The organism is Paenibacillus glycanilyticus, assembly GCF_023715145.1.
Classification (GTDB): domain Bacteria; phylum Bacillota; class Bacilli; order Paenibacillales; family Paenibacillaceae; genus Pristimantibacillus; species Pristimantibacillus glycanilyticus_A.
The window spans coordinates 308154-331503 of sequence record NZ_JAMBNP010000003.1 but is presented as its reverse complement, the minus strand read 5'-3'; the positions used below and the strand labels follow the sequence as shown (position 1 = coordinate 331503).

The window sequence follows — 23350 nt, the reverse complement described above, 5'->3', positions numbered from 1 at the left end:
ACTTCCTGTAATAAACAGGAAGTCCGCTCCTTTTTTTGTAAAAAGCCTATTGACTCTTTAAAACACCTCCTGTATAGTTGGTTACATGAGTAATCAACCACTTAGCTAACCAAGAGGTGATAAAAACATATGACACTAATCATCGACGACAGCCGTCCCATCTTCGTGCAGATCGCAGAACGGATCGAAGACGACATCATCCAAGGACGGCTGCCGGAGGAATCACAGGTTCCTTCAAAGAACGAATTCGCCTCCTTTTATCAGATCAACCCCGCAACAGCCGCGAAGGGTGTCAACCTGCTGGTGGACGAAGGAATCTTGTATAAGAAAAGAGGGATTGGGATGTTCGTAGCTACTGGAGCGCGAGCCGTGCTGGTGGAGAAGCGCAAGGAGCAGTTTTTCGAGCAATATGTCGTGACCATGCTGATGGAAGCGGAGAAGCTGGGCATTTCGGCTGATCAATTAACGGATATGATCCGGAGAGGGGATGCAAAATGACAGGCAATGCAGTGGAAGTGAAGCAGTTAACGAAATCCTACGGGAAAGTGACCGCCGTCAATGAAGTATCGTTCACGCTGGAGCCGGATAAAATCTACGGGCTGCTCGGAAGAAACGGCGCCGGCAAAACAACGATCATGCACATGATTACCGCTCAGCTGTTTGCGACCAGCGGAGAGCTGAAGGTATTTGGCGAAGAGCCTTACGAGAATTCCCGCGTGCTCAGTCAGATTTGTTTTATTAAAGAAAGCCAGAAGTATCCGGATAATTATTCGGTGCAGGATGTGCTGGAGCTGTCCTCCTCCCTGTTCCCGAACTGGGACAGAGCGTTTGCAAACGAGCTGCTCAAGGACTTCCAGCTGCCGCTGAAACGCAAAATGAAAAAGCTGTCCCGCGGGATGCACTCCTCCGTCGGAATCATTGTCGGGCTGGCCAGCCGCGCGCCGCTTACGATCTTTGACGAGCCTTATTTGGGCCTCGACGCCGTGGCAAGAGCCTTGTTCTATGACCGGCTGATCGAGGACTATTCCGAGAACCCGCGGACGATCGTCCTTTCTACTCACTTGATCGATGAGGTAAGCCGCCTATTGGAGCATGTAATCGTCATCGACGGAGGCAAGGTCCTCATTAATGAGGACGCGGAGGAGCTGCGCGGCACCGCTTATTCGGTCGCAGGCACGGCAACCGCGGTTGAAAGCTTCATCGCAGACAAAAAAGTCATTTCTCGCGAGCCGTTTGGCGCCCTTCTGACCGCTGGGGTGACCGGCAGGTTGTCCGAGGCGGAGCGGAAGAAGGCCGACGCCCTCGGCCTTCAGATCGCCGCGATATCTCTGCAGCAGCTGATCGTTCAATTAACGAGCAAAAAAACAGATGTCAAAGGAGGCACACGTTCATGAATCGAATCGGCAATGTACTGAAATTGCATCAACGCGACAAATCCGCCTGGCTTGTCATCCCGGGCATGATTCTAGGCTCCAGCTTTTTGGTCAATCTGATTGTCGGGTTTCTGAGCGGCGTTGAAATATACACCGGGGGACTCATGTCCATCTTCATCTATATGCTCGTGCTTGGCATCATCGTTCTTCCGCAGACGTTTTCGTTCGCCATCAGCTTCAGCATCCGGAGGACCGATTATTTCGTGGGCACGGCGCTGAACGCCGTTATCATCGGCTTCTTCACTGCTATCGGTCTGCTCTTGCTCAGCGCTATCGAAAAGGCGACGAATTACTGGGGTACCGGTCTTCACTTCTTCCATCTTCCCTATCTAACAGACGGCAATCTCGTTCAACAGTTCAGCGTGTACTTTCTTGCCCTGGTTATGCTGTTCTTCTGGGGATTCGCGATCGGTAGCGTGTTCCGGAAATTCCGGGGAATCGGCATGCTCGTCCTGACGCTGGCCTCCCTCCTCAGCACAACTCTATTGACGGTTTTGATTATCTCCTACGACTGGTTGGATAACATCATTAATTGGTTCGCCGATCTGACCGCCTTTGATCTGTCGCTGTGGCTCCTGCCTTTTATCCTTTGTTACGCCATCGTCTCGTTTGTGCTGATCCGCCGCTCAACCGTTTAAGTTAAAATTATCGTCCCCCTTATCAGACATCCCAGTAGCATCGGCTATTGCTGTTGAATACAACGGTAATACCAACGCTGCTGGATTGCCAGACAAGGGGGATTTTTATATGGATTTGCGGAGCTTGATAAACCTTGATGACTTTGAACGGCTGGAAGTTATTCAGGATGTGCAGAGTGGACTAACCGCTGTTATCGCAATCCATAATACGAAGCTTGGCCCTGCTCTTGGGGGCTGCAGAATGTGGAACTACCCGTCCGTCGAGGATGCCGTGATAGATGCGGTAAGGCTCGCCCGCGGGATGACTTATAAATCGGCCATGGCGGAGCTGCCCTTCGGCGGCGGCAAAGCCGTCGTTATCGGGGACCCCCTCAAGGATAAGAATGAACCGTTATTTCGTGCTCTCGGACGGTTTATCAACCGGCTGCAGGGCGAATATATAACCGGAATGGATGTGGGAACAACCTCGGCGGATATGGACTGGGTGTACAAGGAGACCAGGTATGTCACCGACATCTCCGGATCGCTGGGCGCTTCGGGAACTTTCACGGCAGATATGACCGCGTACGGCGTCTATTTAGGAATGAGAGCTTCCCTCAAAAAGCTGGACGGCTTGGAGAGCTTGTCCGGCAAAGTCGTTGCCGTTCAAGGACTCGGCAAGGTCGGGATGTTCCTATGCCGCTACTTGGCGCACGCAGGAGCAAAGCTTGTCGTCAGCGACTTGAATGACGAGCTGGTCCAGAAGGCCGTGCAGCATTACGGGGCTAAAGCTGTTGGAGTGAATGACATCGCGCAGGAGCTATGCGATATCTACTCCCCTTGCGCGCTTGGAGGCATCATCAACGATAAGTCCATCCCGCAGCTGCAGTGCCGGATTATTGCAGGGGCCGCGAATAATCAGCTGGCGGAAGAGCGGCATGGCGATATCCTGCATCAGCGGGGCATTCTGTATTCGCCCGACTATGTGCTGAACGCCGGCGGAATCATTGTGACCGCTGCCGAGCTGAATGACAATTCTCCCTCCTACGCCCGAAACTGCGTTGAGCGGATCTATGGCACGCTCATGAACGTATTCGAACGCTCCGACAAGCTTGGCATATCCGCCGCCAAAGCCGCCAACCAGCTGACCGAGCAGCTGCTGAGCGGATGAGGATTGGCCAGCACGGCAAAAGGGCTGCAGCTGACGGTCATCATGACCATCAATTGCAGCCCTTTTCGCACTCGATCCGGTTATTCGATTTCTGCCCTCCACTCCTTTATAATGAGGACATATGCAAGTTACCCATGAAAGGAGCCGGATCTGATGAAAGAAGAAATTATTAAACGACTGACCTCTTACGTCATCGTAGATACCCAATCGAATGAGGAGAGCGAGACATGCCCCTCGACGCCTGGCCAGCTTACCCTTGCGAACCAGCTTGTCGAAGAGCTGAAAGCCATCGGGATGGAAGAGGTGACCGTCGACCAGAACGGTTACGTAATGGCAACTCTGCCAGCTAACTCAGATAAACAGGTACCCACGATCGGTTTCCTGGCACACGTAGATACAGCGACCGATTTCACCGGCAAAAACGTAAAGCCGCAGCTTGTTGAATACGAAGGCGGCGACATTACGCTAAACGAAGCGCTGGGCGTCGTGCTGTCGGTAAAGGACTTTCCCGAGCTGAGCCAGTACAAAGGCCATACGCTCATGACAACAGACGGCACAACGCTCCTTGGCGCCGACAATAAAGCCGGCATCGCCGAGATTATGACGGCCATGGCTTATCTGATTGCGAATCCGGACATCAAGCATGGCCGCATCCGCGTCGCTTTTACGCCCGATGAAGAGATCGGCCGCGGTCCGCACCGCTTTGACGTAGCTGCCTTTGGCGCTAAATACGCTTATACCGTCGACGGCGGTCCGCTTGGCGAGCTGGAATACGAGAGCTTCAACGCAGCGGCGGCTAAGATCACCGTTAACGGCACCAACGTTCATCCCGGCACGGCCAAAGGCAAGATGATTAACTCCATGAAAATCGCGATGGACCTTAACAGCCGTCTTCCGGTGAACGAAGCGCCCGAGCACACCGAAGGCTATGAAGGCTTCTATCATCTGAACACGCTGCAAGGCGATGTAGAGCAGACAAAGATGTCCTACATCATTCGCGACCATAACCGCGAGAAGTTTGATGCCAGAAAAGCGACGATAACTCGAATCGTAGACGAGCTGAAGGCCATTTATGGTCCAAACAGCATCGTGCTTGAGCTGAAAGACCAGTACTATAATATGCGCGACAAAATCGAGCCGGTCTTCCATATCGTCGAAATCGCCCGCGAAGCGATGGAGAGCCTCGATATCAAACCGATTATCAAAGCGATCCGCGGCGGCACGGACGGTTCGCAGCTGTCCTATATGGGACTGCCGACACCGAACATTTTCACCGGCGGCGAGAATTATCACGGCAAATACGAGTATGTGTCCATTAACAACATGGTCAAATCCGTACAGGTTATCGTCGAGATCATTAAACGGTTCGAAGCACGCGGCGAAGAGTAACTACGAGGGACGTTCCACTTCGAACAACTCGCCAAGCTTCGAATAGGATGCGCCCGCCAGCCGGCTGACCGGTTGAAGGGCCGCCGCATCGATATGGTACCGTTCATCAGCTATGGCATCATCCAGATGATAGCGGACTACGCGGCCGATAAGCATATCGACAGTAGGCGCTTCAGCCGTTCCGCCTAGCGGGATCGCTTGCTCCAGCACGCATTCCAGACGCACTTTGGCTTCGGCAATGCCGGGAACGGAGATGCGCTCGCTCGGAACGGCAGTCAGTCCGGCCAAGGCAACCTCGCTTTCCTCCGGTGGCAGACTGGCAGCCGTTGCGTTAAGCTGCCCTACATAACCTTCATCCGCAATGTGGACGACAAACTCTCCCCTTGCGATGGCATTGCGAGAGGTATCCTTCCGGATACCCTTTTTGCGTTGTATGGACACAGAGATCAGCGGCGGATCAGCCGTTACGATATTGAAATAACTGAACGGTGCCGCATTCAGCACACCCTCCTCTGACAGGGTCGTTACCAAAGCAATCGGCCTCGGAATAACGGTGCCCGTCAGCAGCTTGTAATTCTCGCGTTCGCTTATTTCCTCCGGATTAATGCGAATCATGCTCCCGCCGCCTCCTCTTTATTGATACTGACCTTTGTACCAGGTAACAGCCGCCGCAACCTCCGAGCGGGTAAGCTGATGGCCGAACCGTTCCCAGTGCACGTCAACCGATGCCCCGGCTCCGCTGAGCAGCTCTTCCAGTTCCTTTGTCTCCTCGGGCGAGCAGATCGGATCATTCTCGCCAGCTCCGATAAACACCGGCACTCCGGACAAGTCCGGCAGCTCAAGTCCGCGGATCGGCACCATCGGATGATGCAGGACAGCTCCGCGAAGCGAGTCCTTGTAGTGGAACAGCAGGCTGCCGGCAATATTAGCCCCGTTGGAGTAGCCGACAGCGACCAGATTGCGGCGGTCAAAGCCATACTCTTCGGCTGCTTGATCAAGGAAAGCATTTACTTCCTTTGTCCGGAACACCAAGTCCTCCAGGTCAAAGACGCCTTCTGCAATGCGGCGGAAGTAACGCGCCATTCCGTTCTCGGATACATTCCCTCGGATGCTCAGCACCGAGGACTCCGGCGATAGGGCTTCCGCAAGCGGCAGCAAGTCATGCTCCGTCCCGCCTGTGCCGTGGAAGAGGACGAGGACCGGCGCAGCCGGATTCGTCCCTTGTTTGAATAGATGTTTCATGGTTAGTTCCTCCTAAAATGAATTTTAAACTCTATGGCCGGTTTTTTACGGCCATTATGATAAATTCATGCTTCGAAAGCACGGTCGATGTCGATTAACGATCCAGTTCCATTACCCGTACATCAAACGGCGTGAGCATTTGCTCGATGGTTGCACGATGCTGCTCATACCATTCCGGCAGCATCAGTTTCTCGCCCAGATGCGCTTGTTCTTCGTCGCGAGCAAAGCCTGGAGGATCCGTAGCGATCTCGAACAGGATGCCGCCTTGTTCACGGAAGTAAAGGGCATTGAAATACTGGCGGTCTACAATCGGCGTTGGCTGGAAGCCGTTAGCTGCCACATGCTGCTGCCAAGTGAGATGCTCGGCATCGTCTTTCGCTCTCCAAGCAATATGGTGGACGGTTCCGTGTCCGCCATGACCTGCCGCCATTGGTTCTGTGTTCACGTCGATGATGTTGCCAAGTTCGCCAAACGATTGGTAACGAGCCAGACCGTTCTCCTCATCGACTTTCGACAGACCCATCACATGCTCCAGCAATTGCGCGGTAGCCGCAGGATTTGTGCTGTACAGAATCGCACCGCCAAAGCCTTTGATCGCATTGTCAGCCGATACGCCGCCGAACGACCATGTGCTTCGCGGACCTTCCTCGCGGGCCACAAGCTCTACGAGCAAGCCGTCAGGATCAGCGAATTGCAGATACTGCTCGCCAAAGCGGGTAGTCTCTTGGAACTCGATCGAGAATTTCGCCAGACGCTCTCTCCAGAATCCAAGCGTGCCTTCCGGTACAACATAAGTGGTGTAACCAACTTGACCGCCGCCTACAACGCCTTTACGGGAGTTTTCCCAAGGGAAGAAAGTGATGATTGTGCCCGGGCTGCCTGCCTCATCGCCGAAATAGAGATGGTATACTTCCGGTGCATCAAAGTTGATTGTTTTTTTCACGAGCCGCAGTCCAAGCACCCCTGCGTAGAAGTCTGTTGTTACCTGAGGATTTTTCACGAATGCCGTAATATGGTGAATACCTGCTGTACGTTGGTTGGTTGTCATAATGGCCACTCTCCTAATAAGGTTATTTTGTAAATTTTTAAGATTCTTTAAATTAAGATATAGGGTATGTCTTGATGTTGTCCTATTGTACGACCATTCCTATTTGAAGGTCGTCTGTGCGTACTTTCCTAATTTCTTGAGCAGCGTGCTTGCCGCCTGCTTCTCTTCTGTCGTCAGACCTGCTACAGCACCATCAATAATGAGGGTATGCTGCGGGAACACTCCTTCAATAAACTGAGTGCCTTTTTCCGTAACCTCGGCGTAAATTAATCTCCGGTCCTCCGTTGAAGCTCTGCGGCACACAAAGCCTTTCTTCTCCAGCTTATCAATCACGTAAGTGATATTCCCGCTGCTCATCAGCACCTTCTCGCCGATCTGCTGCAGCGGCTGGGGACCTTTGTGATACAGAAGCTCGAGTACCCCGAATTCGGTCCGGTTAAGGCCATGCTTTCGAATATCCCGGTCGGCATGAGCGTTCACCCATTGGCTTGCTCTGGCAAGCGCGATGTAAAGATCAAGTGATTCATCTTTTTCGTTTTTCATTTGCCCGCCTCCCTTTCATTTATCTTGATTTTAAGATACTTTATTTCAAGGTAAATGTAAAGGGGTTTTTGAAAAAAAGTTTGCGGAGGTTGTCAGCAACTGGACAACCTCCTTGTTTATTGTATGCTTTTGCCGACTCTTAACGCACGTTAGGCGCGGAATTCTCGCTTGGCGCTTTATTTGGCGCCGGGTTTGGTGCTGCGTTTGGCGCTTGGTTATTTGGCGCAATGTTATTGCCTCCGCCTGTACCGCCGCCAGTGCCGCCACCGCCGATGCCTTTGCCGCCTTCTTGCATTTGGCCGCCTCCGCCGCCAAAGCCTTTACCGCCTTTGCCGCCTTCCTGGATTTGACCGCCGCCGAAGCCTTTGCCGCCGCCTGCTCCGCCGCCGATTCCTGCGCCGCCACCGCCGCCTGCTCCACCGCCACCGCCTGCTCCGCCTCCGAAGCCTGCACCGCCGCCACCGCCTGCTCCTGCGCCGCCGCCTGCTCCGCCGCCACCGCCTGCTCCTGCGCCGCCACCAGCTCCGCCGCCACCGCCTGCTCCTGCGCCGCCGCCTGCTCCGCCGCCACCGCCTGCTCCTGCGCCGCCGCCAGCTCCGCCGCCACCGCCTGCTCCTGCGCCGCCGCCTGCTCCGCCGCTACCGCCTGCGCCAAGACCTCTCGCTTTGCCTACGCCTTTAGCACTTACCTTCTTACCGTATTTCGCCGTGTTGTACGAGTAAGAAATCGACTGGAATGTCTTCGCATCTACCGAGCCGGTCACCTTGAGACCATGCGTTTTTTGATAGTGCTTAACGCCTCTTACCGTTGTATTGTCATAGTAGCCGTTGATTTTGCCGGAGTAGCTGCCAATACCCTTCAGCATCCCTTGAATAACATAGATGTCAGGGCCTTTCGCTCCTTTGCCGACAGCAAGAGTCGTACCAGCCCCGCCAAACATAAGCGCAGCAGACAGAACAACCGCACCAAGGATTTTCCCGGCTTTTTTAGACTTCCCTTTGTTCTCGTTCTCGCGGGAAGCCAAGATCCAGTCCCATTTCATTTCCTACAACACCTTCCTGTTCTTTGTTAAAATTATTTCTTCCATGCCTTACTATTCCCCATTTCGGAATTTCATACGGCTCCCATTTCGATTAAAAAATTAAAGGGTTTATCTAGAAAATTAAACATGTTGCGTTCAACCCGATTTTTCGCCGTAAACCGTGTTATATAATAATCCCGCTTTCATTACATTTAATGAACGGGGGTCTTGGCATGCTGAACGACAAGTACATCGCATTCCGTTATCACGAAGGCCATTTTCCGCTTTCCCATAACGGGCAGGCGGCCGATATTTACGTTTCACAGCAGGACTATGCAGGGGTGATCCGTGCAGTATCCGATTTGAAGCAGGATATTTATAACGTTTCTCAGACCGATCCGCAGATCCTTCATCTGGCGGAGGAGCTTAAGAGCAGCACGATTATCATAGGAACGATCGGGAAATGCGAGCTTGTCGATTCGCTTGTTAAGGAAGGGAAGCTGGAAGCGTGCGAGCTGACGGGCAAATGGGAGTCCTTTGTGCTTCAGACCGTGGCAAGCCCGCTGCCGGGCGTGGCCGAAGCACTCGTCATCGCCGGGAGCGACAAACGCGGCACGATCTACGGCATCTACGACCTATGCGAGCAGATTGGCGTCTCGCCCTGGCACTACTGGGCCGATGTGCCGATCCTTAAACGCACGGCGCTCATGTTCCGCAACGGCCTCTATAAGCAAGGAGAACCGTCGGTTAAATATAGAGGCATTTTCCTCAACGACGAAGGCCCTTCTCTTATGGCCTGGGTCAGAGAAAACTTCGGGGATTTCAAACACAACTTTTATGAAAACGTATTCGAGCTTCTGCTCCGCCTGAAGGCGAACTATCTGTGGCCGGCTATGTGGGATAATACCTTCTATGAGGATGATGAATTAAACCCAGCCGTAGCCGACATGTACGGCATCGTTATCAGCACGTCCCATCACGAGCCCATGCAGCGTCCGCACGGCGACTGGAAGAAGCATAAACAAGGCCCGTGGGATTACTCCGTAAATGAAGAAGTGTTGTACAAGTTCTGGGAGGAGGGCATTCGCAGAAGCGCCGGCTACGAGAATGTGATCTCGCTTGGGATGCGGGGAGACGGCGATGAGGCAATGGGAGGACAATTGTCGTTCCGGGAAAAAATCGAGCTGCTCCAGCGGATCGTACAGGACCAGCGGCAGATCATCGGCGAGCAGATGGAGACCAATCCTGCCGAAGTACCTCAGCTGTGGGCATTATATAAGGAAGTTCAGGATTATTACGAGAACGGCATGCGGGTGCCGGAGGATATTACGCTCTTGTGGTCCGATGACAATCATGGCAACCTGCGGCGGGTTCCCACGACGGATGAGCGGAATCGCTCCGGAGGCGCAGGCATCTACTACCACCTCGATTATGTCGGCGGTCCCCGCTCCTACAAGTGGGTGAACACCGTGCCGCTCGAGAAAATCTGGGAGCAGATGCACAAGGCATACGAATACGGCGCAGACCGGATCTGGATACTGAATGTCGGCGACCTGAAGCCGATGGAATGCCAGCTGGAATTTTTCCTGAGGATGGCTTGGAATATGGACGACTTCCATAAAGACAACATCGGAGAGTACAGCGTAAGGTGGGCGGAGCAGCAATTTGGTTCCCGTTATGCAAGCGATGCCGCACTCATTATTAACCGTTACTCCAAATGGAACGGCCGTCTGAAGCCGGAGCTGCTAAATGCCGTGCCGCTTTATAGCTCTGTTCATTATAAAGAAGCGGATAACCTGCTTAACGAGCTGCATGAGACCGTTGCGCTTGCCGAGAAGGTTCATTATGAACTGCATCAAGAGGCAAAGGATGCCTTCTTCCAGACGGTGCTCTATCCGGCAAAAGCTTCCGCCCAGGTACTGGAGATGTACATCCGTGTAGCCAGAAGCAAGCTGTATGCAGCGCAAGGACGAGCTTCTGCTAATGTAGAGGCAATGCTAGCCAATCGGCTGTTCGAGGCAGATGCCGCCCTCACTTATATGTACAATCATGAGCTGGCAGGCGGCAAATGGAACCATATGATGGATCAGCTCCATATCGGCTATACCTATTGGAATCAGCCGGAGGAGCATATAATGCCGGAGACCGGATCCGTCAAGCTGACCAGCGGCAATACCGGAATGGGCGTCGCGATTGAGGGCTCGGAGCTGGCATGGCCGCGCGACCCGCAGCTTCCTTCGCTGCCATTCGATAATTACACGAGGGAGAAGCGTTATATCGACTTGTTCAACCGGGGAACCGATCCATTCACCTTCTGCGCAAGCGCGGATCAGCCGTGGATTAAGCTAAGCCTGACAACAGGCAGCGTAGAGGTGGAAACACGCATCTGGGTAGATATGGATTGGAACGAGCTGCCGCAAGGCGATATGCTTAGCGGCAGCATTACGCTGATCGACATGCTGACCAGCAAGGCCTTCACCGTAATGATCAAGGCAACCAACCCTGCCTCGCCTGCTCCCGAATCGCTGACCGGCTTTATGGAGACAAACGGGTATATCGCAATCGAAGCGGAGCATTATAGCGCGAATAAGGAGGCTGCCGGAGCAAGCTGGCAGGTCATCCCCAATTACGGCAGAACATTGTCGTCCATGGCTGTATTTCCAGTAACCGCCGCCTCCATTCCCGAGCCCGCTCCGGGCGAGTCCCCTTGTCTGGAGTATCGGATTTATCTGGTGACGCCGGGTAACCTGACCGTATCCGCCTTGATCGCTCCAACCATCGACTTTATCCCGGGACAGGGCCTGCGGCTTGGGGTATCCTTCGATGACGGCCCTATTCAGGTTGTCAGCGCGATTGGTTTGGCCACAGACGGCAGCTACTCGGAGCCTAATTGGGAGCAAAGCGTTATTCTGAACATACGCACGGCGGTCACGAAGCATAGTTTACCGGAAGCAGGCTATCATACGTTAAAAATATGGATGGTTGATCCGATCGTTGTCCTGCAAAAGATCATCGTTGATACCGGCGGCCTGAAGCCCAGCTATCTTGGTCCGCCGGAAAGCTACCGCGGTACCCGATAGCAATAGAAAACCCTCTCCCAAGCTGGAGAGGGTTCTTTTGTTCGTCCATTAAGGCACAAACTTCACATCGGCAACCTTGCCGCTCTCCACGAATCCGATGTTCCGATATACCTTATTGGAATCCGGATTGGTCAGATCGGCATACAGCATGGGTACCCGGTTCTCTTGTACGATTAGACCGCAGCAGGCCGCCACCGTTGCGCTTGCATAGCCCTGCTTGCGCAAGGCCAGTGGAGTATAGACATAATTGATCCGCGCGTGACGCGGTGAGCGATGCGCGATATGCGCCATCGATACCGGAATTTCGTCAGCCATCCACAGATATAGGTTACCCGATGCAATCGTATTTTCCGCAGCGGGGATTTGACTGGCCGGATGGACTTTGTAGCCGTATGCACTCTCGGCGAAGCCTGCCATAAAATCCGCAATGAGCGGAACATCCGCGGAAACGGTCGGCCGGAGCAACCCTTTCACGGCTGCCGGGTACACAATCTCCGGACAATAATAAGCTTCCATCCCCATTTTGTACTCGGGACGCATTCGGTACCGAGCGGCGTACAGCTCCGCGAACAGCTTGGCATGCCTTGGCTCTGCCGTAATTCCGCGCAGGGTATGACCGGCAAGTCTCACCAGTCCCTTCATAATCGGCAGCCTTTCCTCATCTCGCAGCCTATCATCCAGCCATAACCAGGCATTGTGTCCCTGAGAGCCTGCAAATATCGCTGAGCCGCTTTTGTGCCGGTAAACGACCGACTGGCTCATCTCGCAAATCCGGTGCAGCAGGTTCATCTTCACTTCATCTGCTATAAATAAAGGCGATTGTAGAGCTCCTATAGCCTGATCGCCGGGCTGCAATCTCTCCCACATCGCAATCCCCCTTCCATCAACGGCATGCGGGCAAAAGAAAGTTCTCCCAGTCTATATGTATCTGAAATATTCGTCAATCCTACAAAAAGCCCTGCTCCGGGAGCAGGGCTTTCCATGAATTTATGCTTTTACAGGCTCCGGACGTTTCAGTTGGAGCGGAGGAGGGACCAACCAGCCTTTATCTTTGAGCATCTCCAGAATACGAAGGCCAAGGGCTGCTTTCGCCACATGATATTTTCCGAATAACGCGCCGATATCCTCCCGGATAGACTGGCCCATAGCCTGGCTGCAAGCCACCAAGCCCGCTGACACATCAACCCCTATGCCGGCAGCAATCTCACTATCCGCGAATCTTGCCCCGGCAGGAATATCTTCAAGCTTGACCGGCGGTCTTTCCGGCGGTGTGGGTGCTGGGGTAATCCCGTTATCCGTGAGCAATACGTCCAGTTCTTTGATCTCTAGTTTTGCTTGATCAATAAGGGCATCCAGAGCCTTTTTCAGGTCTTTGTCGCCCGCATGGTTCAAGTATGCCTGATAACAGGAAACCGCGCTTTTGGCTGCCATAGACGCTTGCCACACGGCATAAACCTCCCCATAATGCATCGGTTCATCTTTCGGATTACCGCTCAGAATGCCCATTTATTATTGCTCCTTCTCAAGAGGTTTTTATATGCTGCAACTCCATAAAATGGCCCCCTGTACCGAACAGGGGGCGCTTCCTCGTTAGCCCGTTTTTTAGGTGCGCTCACGGTCACGGCTTCTGAGGCCAAACAAACCAGCGAGACCAAGCAGACCAAGCCAGCCCCAATCGAAATCATCGTCGGCCGTATTGTTGGCTAAAGAACGGTAGTTGCCATTCATTGTTGTGCCTGTACCATTTGTGCTATAGCTGCTCATTTGATTCGTAACGCCGTAGTTTCCTGTACCTCTTGTACCCGTTGTACCAAAGGTATTGGAATTCATTCGGCTTGTACCGTTTGTTGTTGCATTGTAGTCGTTTGTGCGGTTTATTGTGCTGCCGCCATCAGTACCATAAGTGCCATAAGTGGTTGCACCATAATGCGTCGAGCGGTAGTTGTCTGCTGCTACTTCATCTTTGGCATTTGCGGCAAAGGTTGGAGCGGAAGCGGCGGACAGCAGAATAGTCGCGGCACAAAGCGTTGAGAATATTGTCTTTTTCATTGGCGAAGACCTCCCTCGGTTATTTGGTACACCTTTAAGTGTGCTAAGCGAGGGGTCCGGATATTCTGCCACATTTTTTATCGAGGATGAATGCCGCCTATAGCCAATCCTTATCGTCCGAATATATTATCTCAGACAAAAAATTGCCGCGAACGACTGGGAATGCGCCAGGATAATGGCAATTCTTATTAGGAGGGCGCGCGAGATGACAAAAGCGGTTGTAGTTGAAATCGAGTTTAATAACCGTTCGAACAGGGGCGGCGTCTATAGAATCGGGTTAACTCCCCAGTGGATCAAATACCGGATGGCCATCTTCATGAAATATACCCTTCAGAGCCTGCTCAAACAAACCAACCAGAATTTCCATGTCTTCATCCGCTACACGGAAAGGACAGAAGGAATCGTCCGGGCGCAATTGGCGAAATATCCAAAGCTGCCAGTCAACATCCGGTTCGTAGCAGACAAGAAATATGAAGAAAAGCTGCGCAAAACCGTTGGCAGCAATGCATACCTCTATCTGGTCCGGTTGGATTGCGACGACACCTACCACCATACCTTCATCGATCAGCTTCATAAATACAAGCCGAAATCGAGTACGCGGGCCCTCATTAACCAGGCCGGCTATATATATGACAGCATCAGGCACAGGATCGCTACTGTAAGTAAATCCTCTCCGCCGTTTTATACATGGATTTACAAGTCGGAGCAGTATTTCGGCGGACTGCGTTATAAAACAGTGGACGGGCACAGCGGCGTCATTAAACATAAGCATGAGGTCCTGACCACTGCCGGCAAACGCAATTACATGGTCGTCGTGCATGACCGCAATACGCTGAACCAGCGGCTGCTCAAGCGGCATACCTTTATAGCCAAAAAGACGAAGGTAGACGCCATTCTCAGCCAATATATTTAGCTCCCGGCTCTTCATAATTGGAGGGCTTGCGGGGAAAAGTAAGACCGTCAAATTTCGATGAGGCGGTGAGGCGAAATGGCAAGACGCAGCAGAAGATTATTGGTTCCTGAAGCAGGGGCGGCGATGCAGACCTTAAAGGCGAATGTCATGCGGCAGGAAGGATTTGCGGTGGACGAGAACAGGCCAGATGACGTGAAATATGAAGTAGCAAGCGAGCTGGGGATTCGAATGAACCGCGGGGGCGGCAACGGAGACATGAAGACCGAGGATGCCGGCCATGTAGGCGGGAAAATCGGCGGAGCGATGATTCGCGAGATGATCCGGATGGCTCAGGAGAAGCTTGCAAAGCGGCAGCCTTAGGCTGCCGCTTTATTCTTGCTGGGACAATTCAAGGCAGTGCCCGCAGAGCTTTCGCCTCCCGGATATGGGCCACTCCTTCCTGACAAAGACCATAAGGCTCCCAAGGGCAATCATAACAAAGACGATGAATATCGCTTGGATGAATGGCGTCGGCCACAAGGCCGCATAGCTGCTCCCAGCTGAGGCGGCTGCCGACCGCCAGCCCAAGCTCGCTCAGTATTTCATTGTCTTTTCGATAAACGCTTGGATTATGGCAGTGGTTGGGCTGGTCCGAAGGGAAGGCCTCGCAGATCATATCGGGACCTTCCGTTATCTCAATTATGGATTGCGGCTGCCCGCGCAAGGTTTCGTATATCGCGGTCATATTCGTGCAGAAGCCTTCCGAATATCCCTTGCCCCGATAGCCGAGCAGACAAAATAAATGATGCCCTCTTAACGTTATCGATTGCATCCGGGTTGCTCCTTCCCATGTATATGTTAACCCTATTTTAACATAAAGGTTAACATATGAGGAGCTTTATCTGTCCGGAGGGATGTCCGGTTCATAACGAAATTCATCAAGCGCAATCCGTCCATGAATTCCCACATAAACCCCTTCAGCCTCGAGCAGGTGCTGCTGTATCATCCGGGACTCATCATCCTGGATGGCAATTTCCCCTTTAGCATTAACAACCCGGTGCCAAGGCAGCTGGTGGATGCCGCTTAAGGAATGCAGGATGCGCACGACCTGCCTTGCCCCTCTGCTGCTTCCGGCCATCCCCGCGATTTGCCCATAGGTCATTACTTTCCCTTCTGGAATTTTCTTGATGATATCGACTACTCTCTGCGTATACGGCTGTAACATAAATACATTCCTTTCCCCGCCTCCCTGCGGGCGTTCGTTGTCCCTTTATCATACAATGAAATGATAAAAGTTACCTCTTAGCGAACCAGCTGGCCGCTTAACGATGCGCCGCATCGTTAAGCTCAAAAAGCCCCCGGTCCACAGATATTCAATCTGCCGACCGGGGGCTTTTTCAAATAATATTATTCGACTATTCCGCTCAGTACATCCTTCCACTGCTCCGATGTCGCGTTGCGATGAACTAGCCAGGTCTCGCCCTTGCTGCTCTTATACCTGCGAATCATAACGCTGCTCTCGGCAAGCACGTCGCCTGCGAAGTTGTTCTCCTGCCAATCCAGCAGCTCAGCGAATAGACGCGGCACGACGCGTTGATACACATTGTCCTCATTCTTGCGGAACAGATCGGAGGTGATAATGAGCCTGCCGCCCTCTTGCACGAACGCAATAAGTCGCTCCTCCAGCGCCGCATCGTAAATCTGATGAAGAGGAATAATTAACGTCTTGAGTCCGGCCAGCTGGTCTGCCGTATACACGACCTCCGTGCGGATACCCGCTTCATAGAGATGGCGGTAGATGTTATGAACGAGGTAATCCGGATAAGCGATTTTATCGGACACCGACAGTTGATAGCTCCAGGAGCTGTCAAAATGATAATACAAGCCTACTCCTGCGCGCTCCGTCTCGGTTAATTCCGCCTCATGACCATGCTTCACGGTATACGATTGAACGACGCCGTAATTCCGGGATGGCTCCCCGGTCAGCGTGACCAGCTCCGGCTGTCCGCCGCTCTGCTCCTGCCCCCACGGGAACGGCTTCATCTTGAACAGATAGAACCGGCTGCAGCCTCGGCCCCGGACCAGCTGCATATCCCGCTCCAGCTCCGTTGTTCCCGTTCCATACTCCATCATCCAGAATGGTTTGCCCAGCACCCCACGGCACGCATCGGCATAAAAAGCAATTTCGTGCGGCTTGTTGCTGTAGATATCCATGCCCACAACGTCCAGATCCGCAAATAGATCCGTCCAGTTCAGATTATCTCCCCAACAGAACATGAAGGCATTGGTTGTAATCGGCCGGCTTCCTACATAAGGACGAAGAGCAGCCGCCTGAAGACCCGCGAAGCGAACCATGCTGTCCGAGGAGAATCGGGCAAAATCCAGCTCCAGGCTTGGATGCTGCCACATATGCACGTCGGCCCCGATCGGAGCAGGCAGCGGAACCTGATCGAACCGTTCATAACGCTGGGACCAGAAGGTGGTTCCCCATCTCTCATTAAGCGCCTCAATCGTGCCGTATCGCTTGCCGAGCCATTCATGGAAAGCGCGCCTTGCCCCGTCGCTGAAATCGTATTTGGTTTCTCCGCCAAACTCATTATCCAGCTGCCAGGCGATAACGTTAGGATGATCGCCGTAACGTTCCACCATTCTGTTCACAATCCGCAGAGCGTGCAGCACATAATGATCCGAAGAATAAGAACGGTGCTGGCGGGCGCCAAAGCCGATGACTCTTCCCTGCTTGTTAACGGGAAGCACATCCGGATACTTTTCCACAAGCCAGACCGGCGGACATGCCGTTGGCGTGCATAACACAACATTGATTCCGTGCGATGCCGCACGCTCGATGGCCGCATCCAGCCAGCCCCATTCAAACTGCCCGTCGCGCGGCTCCAGCACCGCCCAGGCGAATTCGGCGATCCGGACGGAACGGATACCCGCCGCTACCAGCTTGCTATAATCGATATCCCATTGCTCCGGCTGCTCGTGCTCCGGATAATAGGCTATTCCCAGCTTCATGGCATAAGCTCCTCTTCAGGTTCAATAGTAGAAACGTCGCATTCGCATACAAGCGGTCCCGCCCCGGTACCATAGCGCAATTCTCCGTTGGGCAGCGTAATCTGAACGGGAACCGTTCCGGGCCGGTCTACCTGCAGGCGGAATCGTCCTTCCTGAATGCGCCAGTGGATATGAACGGCCCCATGCGGCGTTATAACGGTACCGGAGGCCTCCCGAAGATCTCCGATTCTTGGCGCAACGGCAATGGTCGCAAAGCCCGGCGTTAACGGCTGCACGCCGAGCAGCTCGGCCGGGAATTCATGCAGCGGCAATGCGCCCCAAGCATGGCAGTCGCTTCGAACCGATACCGGGTCCTCCACCCAGGAGGTCAAATGTTGATCCAATTGCGCCTTCCAATCGTCCCATAAAGGCAAGGTTCTGGCATACAGGCCGGTCTTCGCGAGCACGCGGAACAAATAATAAGCCATCGCGCACGAAACCTTGGCAAGGCCTTTTGTCTCCAGCGTCCGCAAAGTTAGCTGCTTCGCCTCCTCGCCAGTGACCGTATCCGTCAATACCGCCCAGATCTGGGCATGCTGGCTGAGCGCGTCGGGCGAGTCGGGACTATCCATGAACAAGCCTTGTTCTTCCGACCAGCAATGCCGACGTATGGCTTGCTGCAAAGCTTCCGCGCGGCGGCGGTATTCCAGTCCCGTATCCTGCCGTCCGGTTGCTTCATTCAGCTCGGCCGCCTTCAGCAGCGCATCCACAACCATCAGATTATAAATCGTGTTCGGACGCGTTCTGCCCGATGGCGGCGCGCCTGCGTTATGGCGCCATTCCTCCGTCCAATCCACAAAGGACCAATACGCCTCCGGCATAATGCCAACCAGCCCGGAATCCGGCTCTACCCGAGCTTCAAACCAGGCAAGTACAGCATCCATCGTTGGCCTGTACCGTGCCGCGTGGTTCGCATCGCCCGTGTACCAATAATGATCATGAACCATCATAATCCAGAACAAGGCAAAGCCCGGGATAATCTGACGGTTAACGGACGGATACCGGCTCTGAAGCATGCCGGTTGGCAGCAGCGAGCTGTGAAAGTCATAGATGGCCTTGCGCCCCAGCCGGTCATCCCCGCTGACATAGTATGTGAACAGCGCCTGCAGTCGGCTATCCAATTCATATTGCATCTGCTCGTAATAAGGCGTATCTTCGTAGGTTTCATGCATGCAGTTGCGAAGCGTATTCAAGCTAATCGTCCAAAGAGGCGACAACGACGGATCCGAGCTGACGAAGCTTGCCTTTACATCCAGCGGATAGCCTGTTCGAAGGTAAGCCATCGACTCCACTACAACGGGCTCGTCAGCCGCCTCCACCGTAAGACGGATAAACCGGAACGCTCTCCGGTGAAACGGCTCATACCTTTCGTGCTCACCCTTATCCCGTCCGAAGCCCGCGATCCGATACGTATCCTCAAATCCGTACAAATCTTTGCCCTCCGGGTCATCCCGTACACCTTTATTGCGCTGCCCATTCGGCAGACGCTCATATTCATAGCACTCGGAGTACAGAATGGATGCGGTACCGCCTGCTCCGCCGCTGAGAGCCAGCTGCGGAAAGCCAGCCACAAGCTCGCCTGCGTTAAGCTCCAGCACCAGCCGGCTGCGAGCCGGCACCTCAATGCCCAGCCGCCCGCGAGGCTCCATTGGCTCGCGGGCCCATACCCGCTCCCCGCATTCTCCGCGGACGATCGCCGTAAACTCGCGGGTCTCTTCTCTCATGAAAGGAATGGGACGCGGAGTAAGCAGCCAGCTGCTGAGCCCCCCGTACATGTTGTCATGCGTCTCCGCCGCAACCGCCGCTCCCCGCCAGCTCGCATCATGAAAGGCCGGATCCCGCCAGCCATGAGGCCAGCCGGCCCCATCCACAATTTCTCCGCCCCCTATAAAGAGCGTAGCCGTCTCCGGCGCCAGCTTCGCCGACTCTCCAGAAACCGGTTCGCATAACCATCCTTCAAGACCGGTGTCCAGTCTCTCCAGCTCCCGGCTCTCCCTGTCCAGCAGGCTGCCTTCGAGCAAAAACACCCCCCGGTCCTTGCGCCAGACGGAAGCCGGGCCCTTTTCGCCATGATAATGAACGACTTGCGCCGCCAGCACGTTTGTACCCGGACGCAGATACGGCGTTACGTCCACGGAATCGTAATAGTGAACATTAAGATCCCCTTTGCACGGTCCGTAAGCAACGGACTGTCCGTTCATATACAGCCGGAACCGGCTGTCGGCGGAGACAACGATTTTAAGCTGCCTGCCGCTGTCGTCAGGAAGAATGTGAAAGCTCCTTCGAAAAAGCACCGTCTCCATGCTTCCATTGGTGACTTGACCGTTCTGATCCGGCTCTGCCCAGATCCATTTCGCCATCCACGCTCTATTCTCGTCCATCTTCTCCTCCTTCTCACCCGTCAGCGGGCATTCCGGTAATCGCCTGTACTTAAACCCGTGTACGCTTTAAATCGTTTATAGAACCAATCAAGCTCGCTGAAGCCAACCTCTTGGGCAATCTCGTATACTTTTTTATCCGTGTGAAGAAGCAGCTCCTTCGCCTTCTCCATCCGCACCTGCAGGACATAATCGTTAAAAGACTGATCGGTGTTCGCCTTGAACAGCTTCCCAAGATAGTTCGGATTCATATAGATCGTAGCCGCCACATCCCGCAGACTGACCGGGCCGCCGTATTGCTCCAGCACGATCCGCTTCACTTCCGCAACGATTTTATTCGGACGAACCTCCTTCGTCCGAAGCATGGCATCCACAACATCCCCGCACTTGCTTTCCGTAAACCGCAGCAGCTCATCCATCGTCTTGATCCTCATGATTCGCTCATAATCCCCCAAGGAAGAATCAAACAGGCGGTCATGGCTTGCGCCCTGCTCCTTCATCAGCCGGAACAGCTGAATGAGCAGCTCCAATACCGACATCTTGGCGCGGCTTTCCGGCAACTGCTCCAGCCTATAGCACTCCCACAGCCGGGCCAATGCCCGCATCGTATCCGCTCGCCGGCAGCCTCGCACCATCTCCAGCACTTCAGCTTCCAGGCTCCGGAGCGTATCCGGCTCCCCATCTCCTGCTCCTGCTTTCCCGCGCGGCATCAGAACGGTTCCCGCCCCGGACAAAAACTTCCCGTCCAGCGCTTCTTCCGCCTCGCTCCAGGACTGCTTGATTTCCGTTACCCCGCTAATGCTGCCGCCAACGCCAATCGTAACTGATGCCTTGGCATACTTGACCGCCGACGACAGCAATTTCTCCGCCCATTGCCGGCATTCATCCACGCCCATCACGCTGGCAGCCCCGCCTAACAGGATGCCGATCCTCTCCTCGGACTCCTCAAATACATACCCGCGGCCATTCGTTAATTCCTCCGCGATATTGCGGATGGCAAAACGCATCAGATCGGTATCCCGTTCCCGCATCTCTCCGTCCGCAATGAAATCGAGCTCCAGCAGGAGGCAGGCATACTTTTCTTCATTGGCATGAAGTCCAAGCAGACGAAGCTGCTCTTCCAGCTCCCGGGCTGCAATCTGCCCATGCACCCAGCGGCGCAGAAGCTGATCCCGTCCGGCCGACAGGCCAAGGCGCTGCCTTTTCTCGAGAAGCTGCTGCTCGCGCATGCCGGCGGCCAGCTTTTTCAATAGAGCAATCAGATCCTCTTCATCAACGGGCTTAAGCAGATATTCCTTCACGCCAAGCCTGAGACCCTCGCGCGCATAGGCGAAATCATCGTAGCCGCTCAAGATCACAACCGGAGTATCCGTAAATTCCTGCATCTCCGCAGCCATCTCCAGACCGTTCAAGACTGGCATCCGAATATCGGTAAGAACCAGGGCATAATGTTGGCTTCGCAGCATATCAAGCGCCTGACGTCCATCCTGCGCTTCCCCTTTAACGGTAAAGCCCAGCTCCTCCCAATCAATCAGATAACGCAGCGACTGCCGCGCAACCGGTTCGTCATCCACGATTAATACGTCGTACATCCGGCGCCTCCTCCTGTTCGTTCCTCGGTATGCTCATCGTTACGTTCGTCCATGCCCCGGCCTCGCTCGAGATTTCAAGCCCGAACCGTTCCCCGAACAGATGACGCAGCCGGTGCTGCACATTTTGCAGACCGATATGCGCATCGCCGGCCAAACTGTCATCGCTGCTTAACCGCTTCTGAATTTCCGCCAGTCGTTCCGCGAAAATGCCAAGCCCGTTGTCCGTGACGATCAGAAGCAGCTCATCCCCTCGCCGCTGTCCGCTTATCCGGATATGGGAAGGGTTTGGACTCAGCTCAATCCCATGGGAGATGGCATTCTCGACAATCGGCTGGATGCACAGCTTGGGAACCAGCGCATCCATCTCCTCTTCAGGAACGTCAATCTCGTAAGTAAATTTGTCGCCGAACCGGTACTGCTGAATCTGCAGATAGCTGGATATGAAATCAAGCTCCTCCGACAGCCGGATCGTTGGCCCGCCCTTCTTCAGCATCATGCGGAAAGACTTGGCGAGCAGGCCGATAACCTTGGCATTCTCCCGGTCGCCGGCAATAAGCAGCTTGCCGCGGATCATATTAAGCGTATTAAACAGAAAATGCGGGTTAATCTGGGTCTGCAGCGCATACAGCTCCACTTCCTTCGTCCGAAGCGCATTTTCCCTCCGGTCAATCTCCGACTGATAGACCTCGCCGATCAGCTCTCGCAGCCTGCGGACCATCAAGTTAAACATTTCACCGAGCTGCGCCACCTCGTCACTGCCTTTGACCTCGACAAAGCTGTCGAATTTATCCCGGTTCAGCCGCTTCATCTTCATCGCAAGCTCGGTTAACCGCCCGGTCAAACTGACAGACATGATGGAGATCAGCAGAACGGATGCGGCAAGCGCCACGGCAAAGAGCAGGACGGCAAGCGAACGGAGCTGCAGCAGCTTCGCGGATAATTCCTGCGTAGGAATAAAGGCGATTACCTTCATGCCTTTGACAATATTCCGGGAATCAAGCGTCTGGTACAGGATTTGATAGGAATCCTTATTCATCATCTGATCAAAGCTTCCGTCCGTTCCCCTCATCACCTCGCCGCCAAACGGCAGCTGGCTGATATTCTGGACCGCGTTGTCCTTATCGCTGTCGATCAGCACGGTCCCGTCGGACAAGGCGAAAATGACGCGCTTGTTCTTGCTCTCCAGATCAACGAGCTGCGCGAGATTCTTGAGCCGGATCTCCAGTGACACCACGCTTGGCGAATCCCGGTTCACGTTGTTCAGCCGTTTGCGGAAGCTGATGACCGGTTCTTTTTTCGGAAAAGTCAGATAAGGATGCGTCCAGTAGCCTCCCGTGTTATTGGACATAACCTCCTTGTACCAGTCGGAGGACAGAATCTCGTTGTCGAGCAGCTGCACATTGGAAAAGAAGAAGGATGGATTATCCGTGTACACATCTACCTTCATGACGTCTCGGGTTGATTGGATCGCCGAAAGAAACGGCTGGAATTGCTCCGAGTACACTTCGTAGGCTTCCAGCTGATCCGCATAACGCTGATCAAGAATCAGGTTGAGCGAAGGATTCAGGAACAACGTGTTCGCGACATCTTCGTAAGAGGCCAGCCGGTTGTCGAGGTTCTGTCCGATCTGCGACAGCGACAAGGTTGCGTTCTGTACGATGTGCTCATGCACAAGCTTGCTGCTGCGCTGGGTCAGCACATAAGTGACCGAGCCGAGCAGGAATAAGACGATGAACAAGTTGGCTAGAATGAGCTTGGTCCGGATCTTCATGCGTCTTATCCCTCATCTCCTGAATTTCGTATATCGCGCAAGGAAGCAAAAGAACGTACGCCTTGCA

Annotated in this window: 22 protein-coding genes; 8 read left to right on the top strand and 14 right to left on the bottom strand. The window is 53.9% G+C overall.

Annotated elements, in window-relative coordinates:
- Nucleotides 1-129 precede the first annotated feature (129 nt).
- The 5 genes from M3194_RS11150 (at nucleotide 130) to pepT (ending at nucleotide 4610) form a co-directional block, all read left to right on the top strand.
- Nucleotides 130-498, top strand: coding sequence for a GntR family transcriptional regulator (locus tag M3194_RS11150; RefSeq protein WP_251653507.1), 369 nt, complete (start codon nucleotides 130-132; stop codon nucleotides 496-498).
- The gene (locus M3194_RS11145; protein ID WP_251653506.1) at nucleotides 495-1394 is read left to right on the top strand and encodes an ABC transporter ATP-binding protein; all 900 of its coding nucleotides are present in this window, start codon (nucleotides 495-497) and stop codon (nucleotides 1392-1394) included. The genes M3194_RS11150 and M3194_RS11145 overlap by 4 nt, the downstream gene beginning before the upstream one ends.
- The gene (locus M3194_RS11140) at nucleotides 1391-2071 is read left to right on the top strand and encodes a hypothetical protein (protein ID WP_251653504.1); all 681 of its coding nucleotides are present in this window, start codon (nucleotides 1391-1393) and stop codon (nucleotides 2069-2071) included. Before M3194_RS11145 ends, M3194_RS11140 begins: the two co-directional genes overlap by 4 nt.
- Before the next feature lie 109 nt (nucleotides 2072-2180).
- Nucleotides 2181-3221: a Glu/Leu/Phe/Val family dehydrogenase gene (locus tag M3194_RS11135; protein ID WP_251653503.1), complete on the top strand. Its 1041-nt coding sequence runs from the start codon at nucleotides 2181-2183 to the stop codon at nucleotides 3219-3221.
- A gap of 153 nt (nucleotides 3222-3374) precedes the next feature.
- Nucleotides 3375-4610: a peptidase T gene (gene pepT / locus M3194_RS11130; RefSeq protein WP_251653501.1), complete on the top strand. Its 1236-nt coding sequence runs from the start codon at nucleotides 3375-3377 to the stop codon at nucleotides 4608-4610.
- Here the strand turns inward: pepT and M3194_RS11125 are convergent, their stop codons facing one another.
- The 5 genes from M3194_RS11125 to M3194_RS11105 form a co-directional block, all read right to left on the bottom strand.
- Nucleotides 4611-5225 carry a flavin reductase family protein gene (locus M3194_RS11125; protein ID WP_251653500.1) on the bottom strand — a complete coding sequence of 205 codons (615 nt, stop codon included), beginning with the start codon at nucleotides 5223-5225 and terminating at the stop codon, nucleotides 4611-4613.
- Nucleotides 5226-5243: 18 nt separating this feature from the next.
- Entirely contained in the window at nucleotides 5244-5852 is a 609-nt protein-coding gene (locus tag M3194_RS11120; RefSeq protein WP_251653499.1) for an alpha/beta hydrolase, read from the bottom strand.
- 94 nt (nucleotides 5853-5946) lie between these two features.
- Nucleotides 5947-6900 (bottom strand): VOC family protein, encoded by a 954-nt coding sequence (locus M3194_RS11115; protein ID WP_251653497.1) that lies wholly within the window; start codon nucleotides 6898-6900, stop codon nucleotides 5947-5949.
- Nucleotides 6901-6999: 99 nt separating this feature from the next.
- Nucleotides 7000-7443 carry a MarR family winged helix-turn-helix transcriptional regulator gene (locus M3194_RS11110; protein ID WP_251653496.1) on the bottom strand — a complete coding sequence of 148 codons (444 nt, stop codon included), beginning with the start codon at nucleotides 7441-7443 and terminating at the stop codon, nucleotides 7000-7002.
- Nucleotides 7444-7582: 139 nt separating this feature from the next.
- Nucleotides 7583-8485, bottom strand: a complete 903-nt coding sequence (locus M3194_RS11105) for a peptidoglycan-binding domain-containing protein (RefSeq protein WP_251653494.1) — start codon at nucleotides 8483-8485, stop codon at nucleotides 7583-7585.
- Nucleotides 8486-8697: 212 nt separating this feature from the next.
- Between M3194_RS11105 and M3194_RS11100 the strand changes: the two genes are divergently transcribed.
- On the top strand, nucleotides 8698-11544 hold the full coding sequence (locus M3194_RS11100; protein ID WP_251653493.1) for a glycosyl hydrolase 115 family protein: 2847 nt from the start codon (nucleotides 8698-8700) through the stop codon (nucleotides 11542-11544).
- Between the two features lie 48 nt (nucleotides 11545-11592).
- Here the strand turns inward: M3194_RS11100 and M3194_RS11095 are convergent, their stop codons facing one another.
- The 3 genes from M3194_RS11095 to M3194_RS11085 form a co-directional block, all read right to left on the bottom strand.
- Complete coding sequence (locus tag M3194_RS11095; protein WP_251653491.1) at nucleotides 11593-12411, bottom strand: GNAT family N-acetyltransferase; 819 nt, start codon at nucleotides 12409-12411, stop codon at nucleotides 11593-11595.
- Nucleotides 12412-12531: 120 nt separating this feature from the next.
- Nucleotides 12532-13050, bottom strand: a complete 519-nt coding sequence (locus M3194_RS11090; protein ID WP_251653490.1) for a DUF3231 family protein — start codon at nucleotides 13048-13050, stop codon at nucleotides 12532-12534.
- A 96-nt stretch (nucleotides 13051-13146) separates the two neighbouring features.
- A complete protein-coding gene (locus M3194_RS11085) occupies nucleotides 13147-13593 on the bottom strand; it encodes a WGxxGxxG family protein (protein ID WP_251653489.1) in 447 nt (148 codons plus the stop codon).
- Nucleotides 13594-13798: 205 nt separating this feature from the next.
- Here M3194_RS11085 and M3194_RS11080 point away from each other — a divergent pair, with 205 nt between their 5' ends.
- Complete coding sequence (locus M3194_RS11080) at nucleotides 13799-14506, top strand: glycosyltransferase family A protein (RefSeq protein WP_251653488.1); 708 nt, start codon at nucleotides 13799-13801, stop codon at nucleotides 14504-14506.
- A 75-nt stretch (nucleotides 14507-14581) separates the two neighbouring features.
- Entirely contained in the window at nucleotides 14582-14866 is a 285-nt protein-coding gene (locus M3194_RS11075; protein WP_251653487.1) for an alpha/beta-type small acid-soluble spore protein, read from the top strand.
- Nucleotides 14867-14894: 28 nt separating this feature from the next.
- Here M3194_RS11075 and M3194_RS11070 read toward each other — a convergent pair whose 3' ends face one another.
- From M3194_RS11070 to M3194_RS11045, 6 genes are all read right to left on the bottom strand, one after another.
- Nucleotides 14895-15317, bottom strand: a complete 423-nt coding sequence (locus M3194_RS11070) for a DUF1284 domain-containing protein (RefSeq protein WP_251653486.1) — start codon at nucleotides 15315-15317, stop codon at nucleotides 14895-14897.
- Nucleotides 15318-15383: 66 nt separating this feature from the next.
- Nucleotides 15384-15710, bottom strand: a complete 327-nt coding sequence (locus M3194_RS11065; protein ID WP_251653485.1) for an MGMT family protein — start codon at nucleotides 15708-15710, stop codon at nucleotides 15384-15386.
- A gap of 182 nt (nucleotides 15711-15892) precedes the next feature.
- Nucleotides 15893-17503: a beta-galactosidase gene (locus M3194_RS11060; protein ID WP_251653484.1), complete on the bottom strand. Its 1611-nt coding sequence runs from the start codon at nucleotides 17501-17503 to the stop codon at nucleotides 15893-15895.
- Entirely contained in the window at nucleotides 17500-19923 is a 2424-nt protein-coding gene (locus M3194_RS11055) for an alpha-L-rhamnosidase-related protein (RefSeq protein ID WP_251653483.1), read from the bottom strand. Before M3194_RS11055 ends, M3194_RS11060 begins: the two co-directional genes overlap by 4 nt.
- A 20-nt stretch (nucleotides 19924-19943) precedes the next feature.
- Nucleotides 19944-21512 (bottom strand): response regulator, encoded by a 1569-nt coding sequence (locus M3194_RS11050; protein ID WP_251653482.1) that lies wholly within the window; start codon nucleotides 21510-21512, stop codon nucleotides 19944-19946.
- Nucleotides 21487-23283 (bottom strand): sensor histidine kinase, encoded by a 1797-nt coding sequence (locus M3194_RS11045; RefSeq protein ID WP_251653481.1) that lies wholly within the window; start codon nucleotides 23281-23283, stop codon nucleotides 21487-21489. Before M3194_RS11045 ends, M3194_RS11050 begins: the two co-directional genes overlap by 26 nt.
- Nucleotides 23284-23350: the final 67 nt, after the last annotated feature.